General features: G+C 71.4%; 12 protein-coding genes. 6 read left to right on the forward strand and 6 right to left on the reverse strand.

From position 1 onward, the window contains the following. Nucleotides 1-240 precede the first annotated feature (240 nt). A complete protein-coding gene (locus QFW96_RS13410) occupies nt 241-1,494 on the forward strand; it encodes a nucleotide sugar dehydrogenase (RefSeq protein ID WP_281455940.1) in 1,254 nt (417 codons plus the stop codon). A gap of 292 nt (nt 1,495-1,786) precedes the next feature. After that, nucleotides 1,787-3,202, forward strand: coding sequence for a selenium-binding protein SBP56-related protein (locus QFW96_RS13415; RefSeq protein WP_281455941.1), 1,416 nt, complete (start codon nt 1,787-1,789; stop codon nt 3,200-3,202). A 54-nt stretch (nt 3,203-3,256) separates the two neighbouring features. Here the strand turns inward: QFW96_RS13415 and rpiA are convergent, their stop codons facing one another. Continuing rightward, the gene (rpiA, locus tag QFW96_RS13420; protein ID WP_281455942.1) at nt 3,257-4,009 is read right to left on the reverse strand and encodes a ribose-5-phosphate isomerase RpiA; all 753 of its coding nucleotides are present in this window, start codon (nt 4,007-4,009) and stop codon (nt 3,257-3,259) included. A gap of 586 nt (nt 4,010-4,595) precedes the next feature. On the opposite strand from rpiA, the gene QFW96_RS13425 reads away from it, so the two are divergent. The 3 genes from QFW96_RS13425 to QFW96_RS13435 all read left to right on the forward strand — a co-directional run bounded on the left by QFW96_RS13425 (nt 4,596) and on the right by QFW96_RS13435 (nt 6,712). Continuing rightward, a complete protein-coding gene (locus tag QFW96_RS13425) occupies nt 4,596-5,078 on the forward strand; it encodes an SRPBCC family protein (RefSeq protein WP_281455943.1) in 483 nt (160 codons plus the stop codon). 87 nt (nt 5,079-5,165) lie between these two features. Continuing rightward, a complete protein-coding gene (locus tag QFW96_RS13430; RefSeq protein WP_281455944.1) occupies nt 5,166-5,678 on the forward strand; it encodes an SRPBCC family protein in 513 nt (170 codons plus the stop codon). After that, nucleotides 5,678-6,712 (forward strand): LLM class flavin-dependent oxidoreductase, encoded by a 1,035-nt coding sequence (locus tag QFW96_RS13435; protein ID WP_281455945.1) that lies wholly within the window; start codon nt 5,678-5,680, stop codon nt 6,710-6,712. The genes QFW96_RS13430 and QFW96_RS13435 overlap by 1 nt, the downstream gene beginning before the upstream one ends. 3 nt (nt 6,713-6,715) lie before the next feature. Here the strand turns inward: QFW96_RS13435 and QFW96_RS13440 are convergent, their stop codons facing one another. From QFW96_RS13440 to QFW96_RS13460, 5 genes are all read right to left on the reverse strand, one after another. Then, entirely contained in the window at nt 6,716-7,210 is a 495-nt protein-coding gene (locus tag QFW96_RS13440; protein WP_281455946.1) for a winged helix-turn-helix transcriptional regulator, read from the reverse strand. A 37-nt stretch (nt 7,211-7,247) separates the two neighbouring features. After that, nucleotides 7,248-10,016 carry a sensor domain-containing protein gene (locus QFW96_RS13445; protein WP_281455947.1) on the reverse strand — a complete coding sequence of 923 codons (2,769 nt, stop codon included), beginning with the start codon at nt 10,014-10,016 and terminating at the stop codon, nt 7,248-7,250. A 108-nt stretch (nt 10,017-10,124) separates the two neighbouring features. Beyond that, the gene (locus QFW96_RS13450) at nt 10,125-10,961 is read right to left on the reverse strand and encodes a class I SAM-dependent methyltransferase (protein ID WP_343231381.1); all 837 of its coding nucleotides are present in this window, start codon (nt 10,959-10,961) and stop codon (nt 10,125-10,127) included. 9 nt (nt 10,962-10,970) lie between these two features. Further along, entirely contained in the window at nt 10,971-12,857 is a 1,887-nt protein-coding gene (locus QFW96_RS13455; protein ID WP_281455948.1) for a glycosyltransferase, read from the reverse strand. Nucleotides 12,858-12,985: 128 nt separating this feature from the next. After that, nucleotides 12,986-13,171, reverse strand: coding sequence for a hypothetical protein (locus tag QFW96_RS13460; protein WP_281455949.1), 186 nt, complete (start codon nt 13,169-13,171; stop codon nt 12,986-12,988). 230 nt (nt 13,172-13,401) lie between these two features. Between QFW96_RS13460 and QFW96_RS13465 the strand changes: the two genes are divergently transcribed. Next, a partial coding sequence (locus QFW96_RS13465; RefSeq protein WP_281455950.1) for an adenosylhomocysteinase occupies nt 13,402-13,634 on the forward strand: 233 nt, incomplete at its 3' end.

Raw genomic sequence — 13,634 nt, forward strand, 5'->3', positions numbered from 1 at the left:
GTTTGTGGCACCACGTTGGTGCACTCTTCTCTGCAGGTCGGATCGGCCCAGCCCCGCACATCGGCGGTCATCGGGGTTGCGCGAAGCGCCGGGGGAACCGCCCGGTTCCGGCCCCGGTTACTCAGCGAAACGTTCTGATAGCAGTGCGTTCTCAGCGACCGATGCACAGGACAAGAAGGTTCCGCGATCATGGGTGAAGCGAATATGACTGCGACGCGGTCGAGTTCAGCGATCGGAATCATGCAGGAGCCGGGGTCGGTCCACGCGGTGGTCGTGGGTTCGGGTGAAGTCGGTCTGCGGACCGCGCTGTCCCTCGTGGAATCCGGAGTCGCGGTGACCGGTGTGAACGTCGATGAGAGCAGGCTGCTGGTGCGCGACGCCGAGCCGTCGACCCCCGATCACGCGCGAGTCGAGCGCGCGCTCGCTGACGGCCGGATGGAGTTGACCTCCGACCTCGCGGCGATCAGCGACGCGGAGTCCGTGGTGATCGCGGTGCCCATGCCGGTGGACAGCCGCTTGGTGCCGGACATGCGCGAACTGACCGCGGCGTGCGCCTCGGTGGTGGCCAACGCCGTCCAAGGGCAGTCGATCGTGCTCACCTCCACCACGTACGTCGGTTGCACCCGCGACCTGGTCGCCGAGCCGCTGCGCCATCGCAACGGCTGGACCGTCGGCGAGCAGGTGCACGTCGCGTTCAGCCCGGAGCACGTCGATCCCGGCGTGAACGGGCCCGAGCGGTACGCGACCCCGCGCGTGATCGGCGGGGTGACCGAGGAATGCGGTCGCCGGGCCGAGGCGGTGATCGCCCGCGGCGCACCGGCCGTGCACGCCGTCACCTCACCGGAAGCCGCGGAGATGACCGAGCTGCTGCAGAACAGCTTCCGGGCGGTCAACATGGCGATGATCAACGAGTTCGCCGACGGCTGCCGCGCCTTCGGGGTCGATCCGATCGAGGTCATCGAGGCGGCGGCGACCAAGCCCCACGGGTTCGTGCCGTTCCAGCCGGGGCCCGGCCGCGGCATCCCCTGCGACGCGCACTCCCTGCTGTGGCAGCTGCGCGCGCAGCGGTTCCCGGCGCCGCTGATGAACGCCGCGATGGGGTCGATCGCGGCCCGCCCGCACCGGGTCGTCGAACGCGCCCGGCACCTGCTGGCCGACCGCGGCAAGCCCTTCGCCGGCTCCGACGTGCTCGTCCTGGGCGTCGCCTACGAGCCCGGGGTCGCCGACGTGCGGGAGTCCCCGGCGCTGGAGGTGCTGGCGGACCTGGCCGCGGAGGGGGTTCGGGTGGCCTACGCGGACCCGTTCGTGCCGTCCGTCCGGTTGGGTGACACCACGTTGCGAGCCGATGACGCCGCCGAGTCGCGGCGGTGGGACCTGGTCATCGTGCACACCGCGCACCCGGGAGCGGAGATGTCCTGGTTGAGCGGCCAGAACGCAGTCCTGGACATCACCTACCGGCTCGACCCGTCGCTGCGCTGCGCGCACCTCCAGTAGGTGTTCGAGGATCACCTTGCTCATCGGTGCGGGTAGCAGAACCTGACCGGCTCCGTGGACTCCGTGCGCCGCTCCTTGAGTATGCCAATACGCGGCGTCCCGGCGTACTCGCCACGAAGCCGATCAGAACCTGCGGCGGTGCCGGCTGCCAGGGCGGTGAACGAGAATGCGGCTCCGCCGCATGGCTGGACAGATCCTCGCGGTGGTCCCACGATGCGGACACCGCTCGCCGAGGGGTGAGGTGCGGGACGATTCGGGGTGGACCGAACGCCATCTCCGGATGGAGGACGAGATGAGCACACCCACGGTGGATCCGACGTTCTACCGCAGTCCGGCCGAGGCGATCGCCGCACCGCCCGAGTCGCTGGCCTACGTCGTCACCTTCGACCGCGCCGCCGAGCAGCCCGACGCGCTGGCCGTCATCGGCACCGACCCCGACGCCGACGGGTACGGGCAGGTCGTGGGCTGGGCGGACCTGCCCACCCGCGGCGACGAGCTGCACCACTTCGGCTGGAACGCCTGCAGCAGCGCGTTCGCGCACGCCGGGCACCACACCGACGGCCTGCAACGCCGCTACCTGCTGCTGCCGGGCCTGCGGTCGTCGAACATCCACGTCTACGACACCCACCCGGACCCGACGCAACCGCACCTGGTGCGCACCGTGGACGCCGACGAGCTCGCCGCCCGCGCCGGGTACTCGCGGCCGCACACCCTGCACTGCGGGCCCGACGGCATCTACCTGTCGTGCCTCGGTACCGCCGACGGCGACGGGGGACCGGGAGGGATCGCGGTCCTCGACCACGACACGTTCGAGGTCGTGCGGGCGTGGGAGACCGATCGCGGCCCGCAGCACCTGGCCTACGACGCCTGGTGGCACCTCAACCAGAACACGCTGATCACCAGCGAGTGGGGCACCCCGTCGATGATCGAGGACGGTCTGGTGCCCGAACTGCTGCTGGGCCAGCAGTACGGGCACGCGCTGCACTTCTGGGACCTGGCCGAGGGCAGGCACGTGCAGCGCGTCGACCTCGGCTCGGAGCACCAGATGGTGCTGGAGCTGCGGCCGTCCCACGACCCGGGCGCGACCTGGGGGTTCGCCGGGGTCGTGGTCAGCACCGCGGACCTGTCGGCCTCGGTGTGGCGCTGGTTCCGCGACGGCGAGCGGTGGAACGTGGAGAAGGTCATCACGATCCCGGCCGAACCCGCCGGGACCGAGCAGCTGCCGCCCGCGCTGCAGCCCTTCGGCGCGGTGCCGCCGCTGGTCACCGACATCAACCTCTCGGTCGACGACCGGTTCCTCTACGTCTCGTGCTGGGGGACGGGCGAGCTCAAGCAGTACGACGTCAGCGATCCCGCGCACCCGCGCGAGGTCGGTTCGGTCCGGCTCGGCGGCATCGTCGACCGAGCACCGCACCCCTCGGCGCCGGACCGGCCGCTGGCGGGCGGCCCGCAGATGGTGGAGGTCAGCCGCGACGGGCAGCGGATCTACCTGACCAACTCGCTCTACGGTGCCTGGGACGACCAGTTCTACCCGGACGGCGTGGGCGCGTGGCTGGCCAAGCTCACCACCGACCCGCAGCGCGGCGGGCTGACCGTCGACCGGGACTTCTTCGTGCACGGCGAGGAATTCCGGGGTCGCCGAGCGCACCAGGTGCGCCTCCAGGGCGGCGACGCGTCCTCGGACTCGTACTGCTACGCGGGGACCTGAGACGCGACGAGGGGCCGTGAGCGGTGCTCACGGCCCCTCGGTCGGGTGGCGGCGTCAGCGTCCGCGGGTCGACGGGCGGGCCGACGGGGTCGCGGAGACGTCGCGGATGTCGTGGCTGCCGTCGCCGCGGCCGATCACGACCTCGGCGGCGATGCCGGTGAACAGGCCGTTCTCCACCACGCCCGGGATCCAGTTGAGCTGGGAGTCCAGCGCGATCGGGTCCTTGATCGCCTCGAGGTGGGCGTCGACGATGAAGTTGCCGCTGTCGGTGACCAGCGGGCCGCCGTCCTTCTCGCGGCGGGTCAGCTTCACGCCGGGGTGGCCGAGGGAGTCCAGCAGCTCGGCGATGGCGCGCTCGGTGGCCTGCCACTCGAACTGCACGACCTCGATCGGCAGCGGGAACTTGCCGAGCTGGTCGACGGCCTTGCCCTCGTCGACCACGCACACCATCTTCGCCGAGTTGTCGGCGATGATGCGCTCCCAGAGCAGGCAGGCGCCGCCACCCTTGATCATGTGACCGGCGGGGTCGATCTCGTCGGCGCCGTCGACGGTGAGGTCCAGCTTGCCGACCTCGGCCAGCGTGGTCAGCGGCACGCCGACCTCGAGCGCCAGGTCACGGGTGCTGGTCGAGGTGGGCACACCGACCACGTCGAGGCCGTTGGCCACGGCCTCGCCCAGCGCGCGGACGAACCAGTGCGAAGTGGTGCCCGAGCCCAGGCCGAGCTTCATGCCGTCGCGGATGTAGGCGTCGATGACGGCCGTACCCGCGGCCCACTTCGCCCGGTCCTGCTCGTTACTCGGTTGCATCGCTGCTCAAGTCTCCTGTGGACGCTCCTGCGGATCACCGCCGGTCGGGCCGGGCGGTGGGTTCGACGTCACGGTACATGTGCTGGTCGCAGGCGGTCGCCGGGTCGTGCCCCGTGGTCCCGCGCACCGCCGCACCGGGTTCCGACGGACCCCGTCGGGGGCTTCGGAATCGATTTGGAAGGACGCACCACCGGGTGACGTCGCGGCGTGCGGGAGATGATGTTGCTCGCGCAACGAAGGTCCGGGTCAGCGACGGTTCAGCGACTTGATCCGAAGCGCTCTCGTGGTCTTGCCGCCGTCGCCGAATCCGGTAGGCTCCGCCGTCCCCGGATCGGAGCCGGGTGTCCGCATCGGAGGGACGCGGGCGAAACTCCCTGCGCTTCAACCGCTTCCGATCTGGCCCAGCGCTGTGCCGCGCGTCACGCCCGAGTCCCGGATCGCTGCCCGTGGCGCGATCACCGGGTGCCGATCGAGTTGCTGATTCCCTTTCGGGCCGAACAATGGACCCGGTGGGGGTAATCCGGTCGCGGGGCGTCCGGGGGGAATTGAGTGGAAGGACGCTTGAGCCATGCCCTTCTATTCGACGGTGGCCGAGACGGAAATCGCGTGCCCGGCCATGGACGTCTACAGCTACATCACCGATCCGGCCAACTGGGAGGGCGGCCGGCCGGTGGCCGATCCGGGGTGGACGCTCGTGCCACCGGGCAGGAGGCCCGTCGACGACGGCTGGCAGGAGAGTCGGGGGAACCGCTGGGCGATCCTCGACGCCGAACCGGGCCGCCGCTGGATCGTGCGGTCGCGGGGGCTCGACGGCGCCTCGTCGGTGACCATCACCTACAGCTTCTCCGAGGTCGACGGCATGACGCACGTCCTCCGTCACATGGAGATCGAGGTGTCCGAGCACGCCGCGGTCAGCGAGCACGCGCGGGCCGCGTTCGCCTGCTCGCCGCCGAACCGGGAGCTGGTGGTCATCATCAAGCACGCGCTGGAGAAGGCGCGGCGGGTCCCGCTCCCGGACATCCCGCTCCCGGACGTTCCGGTGCCCGCTTCGACCTCGCGCACGGCCTGACGAGCACTTCCTCGTCGAGGAGTTGACATTGCGGGTTGCATCACGCAACCCTACTGGTCAACGCCGCAAGACGAGGAGGTCGCGAGCATGGAGTGGACGGGCGCGCGCTACGCGGACGGACCGGCGGTCGAGGTCGAGACCTGGATCGACGCCCTGCCGCAGCGGGTGTGGGAGCTGGTCATCGACGTGCACCTGCTCGCGCGCTTCAGCGAGGAGCTGCAGGAGGTCGCCTGGCTCGACGGCGCGGTCGAGCCGGCGCTCGGCGCCCGCTTCACCGGCCGCAACCGCAACGACGCGCTGGGGGAGTGGACCACGACCTCCCACGTCGTCGAGTTCGAGCCGCACCGCGCCTTCGGCTGGGCCGTCGGCGACGCCGAGCACCCGACCGCGTCCTGGCGCTTCACGCTGGAGGCCGATGGCGGCGGCACGCGGCTGAGCCAGTGGGGTCGGATGGGACCGGCGCGCTCCGGGCTGAGCCTGGCCATCGACCGCATGCCGGACAAGGAGCAGAAGATCGTCTTCGTCCGCCTGCGCGATTTCGAACGCGGCATGACCGCCAACCTCACCGGCATCAAGCGGCTCGCCGAGACGACCGGCTGATGCGCACCGCCACCACCATCGAGGGCTCCGGCGGCGACTGGCGCGAGACCGTCGAGTTCGTCCGCGAAGCCGAGAAGCTCGGCCTGGACATGTGCTGGGTCGCCGAAGCCTGGGGCTCGGACGCCCCGTCCACCCTCGGCTACCTCGCCGCCCGCACCGAGACCATTCGCCTCGGCTCCGGGATCATGCAGCTCGGCACCCGCACGCCGGTCGCCATCGCCCAGGCCGCGATGACGCTGGCCCACCTGTCCGAAGGCCGGTTCCACCTGGGCCTCGGCGCGTCCGGACCGCAGGTCATCGAGGGGCTGCACGGCGTGGACTTCGCCCGCCCGCTGGGCCGCATGCGGGAGACGGTGCAGGTCGTGCGGCAGGTCTTCGCCGGGGAGAAGGTCCGCCACAGCGGCGAGCACTTCACGATCCCGCGCCCCGGCGAATCCCGGCCGATGCGCGTGTCGATCCCACCGGTGCAGGTGCCGATCCACCTGGCGACGCTGTCGCCGAAGATGCTGGAGCTGACCGGGGAGATCGCCGACGGCTGGTTGGGGACCAGCTTCGTGCCGGAAGGTGCCGACGCCTACTTCGAACACCTCGACGCGGGTCTGGCCCGCGCCGGGCGCACCCGCGCCGACCTGGACATCTGCCAGGGCGCCGAGGTCGCCTTCGCCACCGACCCCGCCGAACTGCGCGACATGCTCGCCGGGCGCAAGGAGCAGCTGGCGTTCTCCCTCGGCGGCATGGGTTCGGCCACCACCAACTTCTACAACCGCGCCTACGCCCGCCAGGGCTGGCGGGAAGCGGCCGAAGCAGTGCGCGAGCGCTGGCAGGCGGGCGACCGCGACGGGGCAGCGGCCCTCGTCACCGACGAGATGGTGCTGGCCACCACCTTGATCGGCACCGAGGAGATGGTCCGCGAGCGGTTGCGCGTCTGGCGCGACACCGGCGTGCGCACCGTCCGCTTCTACCCGGCGGGGGAGGACCTTGAGGAGCGGCTGACGACCCTCGGCCGCGCACTGGACCTCGTCCGGGACCTCTGAGGCTCAGCCGAAGCGGCGCTTGACGTCCGGGCGCTCGGCCAGGCGGGGCGGGTAACCCGGGCCGAGCCGGGCCGCGGTGTCCTCCGCGCGCAGCGGTTCGCGGCAGGCCGCGCAGACCACCTCGGCGTGGGTGTCGTGGCCGCAGCGCTCGTGGTGCAGCACCACCGGGACGCCCTCGGCGCCCGACAGCCACCGGTCGCCCCAGCGGGCCATGGCCGCCAGCACGCTGTAGAAGTCGCGGCCCTTCTCGGTCAGCACGTAGTCGTAGCGCGGCGGTTCGTCCTGGTAGGCGCGCTTGTCGAGCAGGCCCTCGTCCACCAGGCGGCGCAGCCGCTCGGCGAGGGTGTTGCGGGCGATGCCCAGCGAGGTCTGGAAGTCGTCGAAGCGCCGGACGCCGTAGAACGCCTCCCGCAGCACCAGCGGGGTCCACTGATCGCCGAGCAGGTCCAGGGCCCGCGCGATCGAGCAGGGCCAGTGAGCCAGGGACGTGCGCCGCATGCCGCCGAGGATAGCGGGTTGCGCGACGCAACCCGCCTCACTCGATGATGGCCCGCCGGTTGGCGACCTCGATGGTGCCCGCCAGCTCCTGGACCGGCGACGGGCGGCCCAGGTAGTAGCCCTGGGCCTGGTCGCAGCCGAGCCTGCGCAGCACCGCCAGCTGCGCGGGGTTCTCCACGCCCTCGGCGATGACGCCCAGATCGACCGCGTGGGCCATCGCCATGATGCTGGTGACCAGCGCCTCCGAGTCGTGCGAGTGCGCGATGTCGTTGATGAACGACCGGTCGATCTTCAGCGAGTCCAGCGGCAACCGCAGCAACTGCGCCAGCGAGGAGTAGCCGGTGCCGAAGTCGTCGATGGCCAGTCGCACCCCGTACCGCCGCAGCTCCTGGAGCATGTGCGCGGCCGTGGTCGGGTCGTGCATCAGCGCGCTCTCGGTGATCTCCAGCGACAGCGACCGGGCCGGCAACCCGGAACTGCGCAGCGCCTGGTCCACCGCCTCCGGCAGCGCCGGGTCCTCCAGCTGGCGCACCGACAGGTTCGCCTTCACCCGCAGGTCGAGGTCGAAGCGCGAGCGGAACTCCGAGATCTGCTTCACCGCCGTGGACAGCACCCAGCTGCCGATGTGGTGGATCAGGTCGCTCTCCTCGGCCATCGGGATGAACTCCTCCGGCGAGACCGTCCCGTGCTCCGGGTGGGTCCAGCGCAGCAGCCCCTCGACCGCGGCGACCCGGTTGGAGTGCAGGTTCACGATCGGCTGGTAGGCCAGCCACAGCTCGCCCCGGTCGACCGCCGAGCGCAGGTCCTGCTCCAGCTCCAGGTAGCGCTGCAGCCGCTCGCGCAGCTGCACGTCGAAGAACGCCACCCGGCCGCGCCCGCGCGTCTTGGCCTCGTACATCGCCACGTCGGCGTCGCGCAGCACGTCCTCGGCGGTGCGCGTGTCGCCGGGCGGGACCAGGACGATGCCGATGCTGGCGTCGACGTGCAGGTGCCTGCCGTCGACCAGGATCGGCTCGGTGAGCCGCCGCCGGATCCGCTCGGCCAGCGCGTGCAGGCGTCCCGAGTCCTGCTCGTCGTGCACCAGCACGACGAACTCGTCGCCGCCGTGCCTGCCGACGTGCTCGTCGGACCGCATCACCGACCGGAGCCGCTCTCCGGCGACGCGCAGCACCTCGTCGCCGACGACGTGCCCCAGCGAATCGTTGATGATCTTGAACTTGTCCAGGTCGATGAACATCACGCCGGTCGGTTTCGTGCCGGTCGGCTCGCGCATCGCCGCCTGCAACCGGCGCAGCACCATCGTCCGGTTCGCCAGCCCCGTCAGCGGGTCGTGCGTCGCCTCCCGCTCCAGCTGCTTGCGGAAGGCGCGCGGCTCGGTGATGTCCGTGAACGACACCATCGTGCGGTGCGGCGGCGAGTCCTCCGGCGTCAGGGAGCGCGCCGAGATCGCCAGCCACGCGCTGCTGCCGTCCCGGCGCTCGAAGCGCGCGACGCGGCGGTTCTCCGGCTCACCGCTGTAGCGCGTGCGCACCGACGGCGGCTCCGGCAGCTGCTCGCCGTCGTCGTCGTAGGTCACCCACGACTCCGGCGAGCTGCCCAGCAGCTCCTCCTCCCGGAAGCCCAGGATCGCGGCCGCGGCCGGGTTGGTCGTGACGATCCGGCCGCCCTCATCGATGATCAGCACCCCCTCGTCGAGCAGGCTGACCACCGTCGCGTAGCGCTGCTCGGCCGTGCGCCGCGCCGTCTCGTCGGCGCACACCAGCACGTAGCCGTTGCTCATCTCCGCCGCCGAGATCCGCACCAGCACCGGCGAGCCGTCGGCGTGCCGGTGCTTGGCCTCGGTCGTCCCGCCCACCGTCAGCAGCGCCGCCGGGTCGATCCGGGCGCCCACCACCTCGCCGACCGGGCGGCCGCGCGCCTGCTCCGCGGAGTACCCGTAGATCATCTCGGCGGCGGGGTTCCAGCTGGTCACCACGCCGTCCCAGGACGTGGCGATGATGGCGTTGCTGACGTGCTCCACCAGCGCCGCCTGGTACCGCAGCGCCGCCTCCGCGGCCCGCTGCGCGGTCACGTCGTGCAGGATCACCTGGAACGCCGGCCGCCCGTGCCAGCTGGTGCGCACCGCGACCGACTCGACCAGCATCCGCGAGCCGTCGACCCGGATCATCTCGGCCTCGGCCGGCTCGGTCGTCGTCCCCGGCTCGTTGGCCACCGACAACCGCGAGAACAACCCCGCCCGGGAGTGCTCGGCGACGAACTTGGTGATGGGATGCCCGACGACCTCGTCGGGGGAGGAGGCGCGCATCATCCGCACGCCCGCCGGGTTGACGTAGACGGTGACCCCGTCCTGGTGCACGCACACGGCGTCCGGGTTGAGCTCGATGAGCCGCCGGTAGCGGTCGGCGATGTCGGTGTCCAGCCGCTGGTCGCGCAACGGCGGCGCCGCGTCCACGGCGATCCCGACCAGGCACCTCTCCCCCCGGTAGTGGGTGGTGCTGCAGCGCAGGAACGCCGAGCGCGCCTCGCCCGAGGCCGTCAGGAACGGCTCCTCCAGGGCTTGCGAGTCCGGGGCCTGGCGGGTCTCGGCGGAGTGCACCAGCGGCGAGACCAGCTCCAGCAGGCGGGTCCGGATCTGCTCCCGGTCGTCCTCGCCGACCTGCAGCAGCCCCGCCATGCCCGCCGACCAGTGCAGCTCGCCGTCGGAGAACCGGTACGACCAGGCGGCGGCGCGGTTGACCCGGCAGGCCAGGTCGCGGAGCCCCTCGTCCAGACCGGCCGCGTCGTCCAACCGGTAGCTCTCAACCATGGCCCTCCGCTTCCCAGGCGAACGCCGCCGACACCCTAGTCGGCCTTCCGTGCGCGCGCTGCTCGGGCTGCCCGCCCGCCCGGTACCCGGGCGGGCGGGACGAGCGGATCAGCTGTGCTGCACCGCGGCCTGCGGGGCGCGGGCGAACCTGTCGATGTCCACGCCAGGGCCGACGTCGGTCAGCCGGACGGCCACCTGCTCGTTGTCGATGGTGAACGCTTCGTACGAGAACTTCCAACCGGTCGCGTCGACGTGCTCGCCCCACGCGCGGTACTCGCCGAACTGCCAACCCGGGTAGTTGAAGAACTCGTCGAACACCACGACGCTGCCCTTGCGCAGCCGCGGGCCCACCAGCTCCAGCACCGTCTTGGTGGACGAGTAGATGTCGCAGTCGACGTGCAGGAACGCCACCGGGCCCGGGTGGGCGTCCAGGAAGCGCGGCAGCGTCTGGTCGAACCAGCCGACGACCAGCTCGGCGCCCTCGACCTGCGGCGGCCCGTCCGGCAGCATCTCGCCGCCGAACGTGCCCTCCGGGAACCCGGCGCGCCAGTGCTCCGGCAGGCCCTCGAAGGAGTCGAAGCCGTAGACGTCGACGCCCTTGCGGGAGCGGGCGATCTCGGTGAGCGTCTTGCCGGAGTACACGCCGAACTCCAGGGCCATGCCCTCGGCCGGGGCCAGCGACAGCGCGTGGTTGAGGGTGGCGATGGGGTCCGGCAGCATCCGCGCCGAGGCCATCTCCTGGTGCACCAGCCGCGCGGTGGACACCGCGGCGTCGCGCTCACCCGCGGCGAACAGGTCGCGGCGCGAGCGCATCTCGAAGTCGCGGGTGGCGTTGACCGCGCGGTCGACCTCGGGGCGGACCACGCCCGCGACGGCCTCGGACACCGCACGCTGCAACTTCTCCCGTGCGGCGACCCGCACGGGGTTGAGGACGCGGGACAGCATGTTCACGATCTACTCCTTGGCAGCGTTGGTTTCGTCGAGCTGGAACAGGCGGGTCCAGTTCGTCCTGTCGGTGAGCGCGCGGTGGCCGTCGCGCCACGCACCCCGCGCCCGGTCTCCTTCGCGGCGCAGCCGCAGCGCCGTGCGCAGGGCCTTCGCGCCGATGCGACGGAGCTCGTCGCGGTCGACCCGGCGGACCGACACCGATTCCTGGGAGGCGTCGGTGACCACCGCGGTCTCGAACAACCCGACGTGCCACCAGTGGGCGTCGCCGGACGGGATGGAGGCGGCACCGCCGACCTTGCCGCGCAGGTGCCAGACCAGGCGCTTTGCCAGCACCAGCCGACGGCGCGCCGGGTGCGGTCCGGCCTTGGCGATGGGCCGCGAGGCCCCGCGCAGCCCCGGCACCTGCGAGGGCGCGTACCGCGCGGTCTCGGGGTGGGCGGCGCGGATCCGCGCGATCCGGCCGAGCGTGTCCGCGTCACCGTCGCGCAGGACCTCGGGACCGGCCAGGAAGTCCTCGACCGCGGCGATCAGCACCTCGGCCTGGGCGTAGCGCATCGACACCAGGCACTCGGCGGTCCAGCGCAGGAAGACCTTCGCGCTCGCCGCGCCGCTGAAGTCGCCGTGCAGCGCGTCGATGATCAGCGCGTTGCGCAGGGTGAAGTACCGGACCCAGCTCTCCTCGTCCTTCCAGTCGAAGTCGGCGTGCCACACCGCCGCGCCGGGCAGCGTCACGGTCGCGTGGCCCCGGCCCCGGATGCGGTAGCCGAACTCCACGTCGTCCCACTGGAAGAACATCGGGATGGGGTAGCCCGCGTCGCGCACGATCTCCGAGGGCAGCAGGCAGCACCACCACGCGTTGTAGTCGGCGTCGACGCGCCGGTCCTGCAGCTGCTCGGTCAGGTCGGCGCGGTCGAGACCGCCGTCCACGGCCAGGCCGGGCTCGATGGTGGTGAACCGGGCGTGCTCGGCGGAGACGTGGATCTGGTACGGGTGCAGCAGCTGCAGCATCTGCGACCCGACGACGGTCGGTTCCACGGCCGAGTCGGCGAACGTCGTCATCCGCACCACCGTGTCCGGCTCCAGCAGGATGTCGTCGTCCATGAACAGGGTGTTGAGCACGGCGTCGTCGTCGGCGAGCGACTCGTGCAGGCCGCGGGTGAAACCGCCCGCGCCGCCGAGGTTGCGCTGGCGCACGTAGTGCATCCGGCCGCCGAACATGTCGCGAACCGACTCGAACGGCTCGCGCGATTCGAGGGTGTCGTCGCCCTGGTCGACCACGTAGACGTCCGACAGCGCGCTCATCGCGGCCGGGTCGGCGGCCAGCGCGCGCAGCGTGTTCAGGCAGTCGTCGGGCCTGTTGTGCGTGCACAGCACGGCGGTGGTGGGGCGGCTGCGGTGCGGGTGGGGGACCAGCCACTCGACGTCGGCGACCTGCAGCGGGTCGGCCTCGGTGATCAGCTCCAGCCAGATCGCGCCGCCGTCGACGAACTTGCCGATGCCCACGGTCCACTGCGCGCGCGTCTCGGTGGTGCCCGCGACGCGCGCGGTGTGCAGCGTGCGGGTGCCGCCCCGGGAGTCGGAGGCCATGACGCGCACGATCCCGGCGCCGCTGACGCTGGCCCGCACGGTCACCTCGGTGACGGCGGTCCAGCGCTGCCAGTAGCTGGCGGGGAAGCGCCCGAAGTAGGTCGAGGTGGAGACGGTGCTGTGCGGGTGAACCGTGACCGCGCCGCGGTGCCGGGTGGCCGCGCCGTCCTCGATCTTCGCGTAGAGATCGACGGGCAGGCTGGCGAACGGAGGCGTGAAGAACGTCCGCATGGCTATCGCCGGGCCGTGGTCCTCAGGTGTGGGTGCCGCCTGTCGGCCGGTCGGGAGCACCTCGGTCTCGTTCACTTCACGGAAGCCGCCAACAAGTGTCATGAGCGCCGCATTCTTCAACTGTGATCTCAATGGATGGTCAAGAATGTTTATCGCGTTCATGGCGGCCGACCTTGACGACGCGACGGCGCCTCACGCGGAAATCACCTCTTCCGGTGAAAATCGGGAAGGCCGAGGTCCGGCGCGGTTTCGCGCCCCGCGCGGCCGGTTGGGCGGTTGACAAAGCGGTCGGCGGTCACCAGAATTTTCAGCACGCCGGGTTCGACCGACTCGATGCGCTCCGATCCGGGGCGCGACCGCTGGCTGAGAGGCGCTGCAACGGACGTCACGTCCGCCACGCTCGGCCGGCGGGGTAAAGGGACAGCACGGTAAGGGCGCCTCCTGACGGAGGTGCCTTTTTTGATGTCGCGAGGGGGATCGCGGCCACCGGCCGACGTGCGAACGCCGTGGAGTCTCCGGCGTCGTGCCGCCTGCGCGCGACCGCGGTCGGCGTCTTCCACCTGATGGGTCCGCTGTGGACTGAGTTGTCGATGAATCGTGCTATGCGAGAAGAGGAATCATGAGCGTGAAGCTTCAGCAGGTGGGCGGACTGGAGTTCGCCGTGCGCGACCTGAAGCTGGCGGAGGCGGGTCGTCACCAGATCCGCCTGGCGGAGCACGAGATGCCGGGTCTGATGGCCACCCGCGCCGAGTACGCGGCGTCGCAGCCGTTGAAGGGTGCGCGGATCGCGGGTTCGTTGCACATGACGGTGCAGACGGCTGTGCTGATCGAGACTCTGGTCGCTCTGGGTGC

It is taken from the genome of Saccharopolyspora ipomoeae, assembly GCF_029952525.1.
In the GTDB taxonomy this organism is placed as follows: Bacteria; Actinomycetota; Actinomycetes; order Mycobacteriales; family Pseudonocardiaceae; genus Saccharopolyspora; species Saccharopolyspora ipomoeae.

Coding starts and splice junctions, on each gene's coding strand:
- QFW96_RS13410 (WP_281455940.1), top strand. CDS start 241: ATGCAGGAGCCGGGGTCGGTCCACGCGGTGGTCGTGGGTTCGGGTGAA.
- QFW96_RS13415 (WP_281455941.1), top strand. CDS start 1,787: ATGAGCACACCCACGGTGGATCCGACGTTCTACCGCAGTCCGGCCGAG.
- rpiA (WP_281455942.1), bottom strand. CDS start 4,009: ATGCAACCGAGTAACGAGCAGGACCGGGCGAAGTGGGCCGCGGGTACG.
- QFW96_RS13430 (WP_281455944.1), top strand. CDS start 5,166: ATGGAGTGGACGGGCGCGCGCTACGCGGACGGACCGGCGGTCGAGGTC.
- QFW96_RS13435 (WP_281455945.1), top strand. CDS start 5,678: ATGCGCACCGCCACCACCATCGAGGGCTCCGGCGGCGACTGGCGCGAG.
- QFW96_RS13440 (WP_281455946.1), bottom strand. CDS start 7,210: ATGCGGCGCACGTCCCTGGCTCACTGGCCCTGCTCGATCGCGCGGGCC.
- QFW96_RS13445 (WP_281455947.1), bottom strand. CDS start 10,016: ATGGTTGAGAGCTACCGGTTGGACGACGCGGCCGGTCTGGACGAGGGG.
- QFW96_RS13450 (WP_343231381.1), bottom strand. CDS start 10,961: ATGCTGTCCCGCGTCCTCAACCCCGTGCGGGTCGCCGCACGGGAGAAG.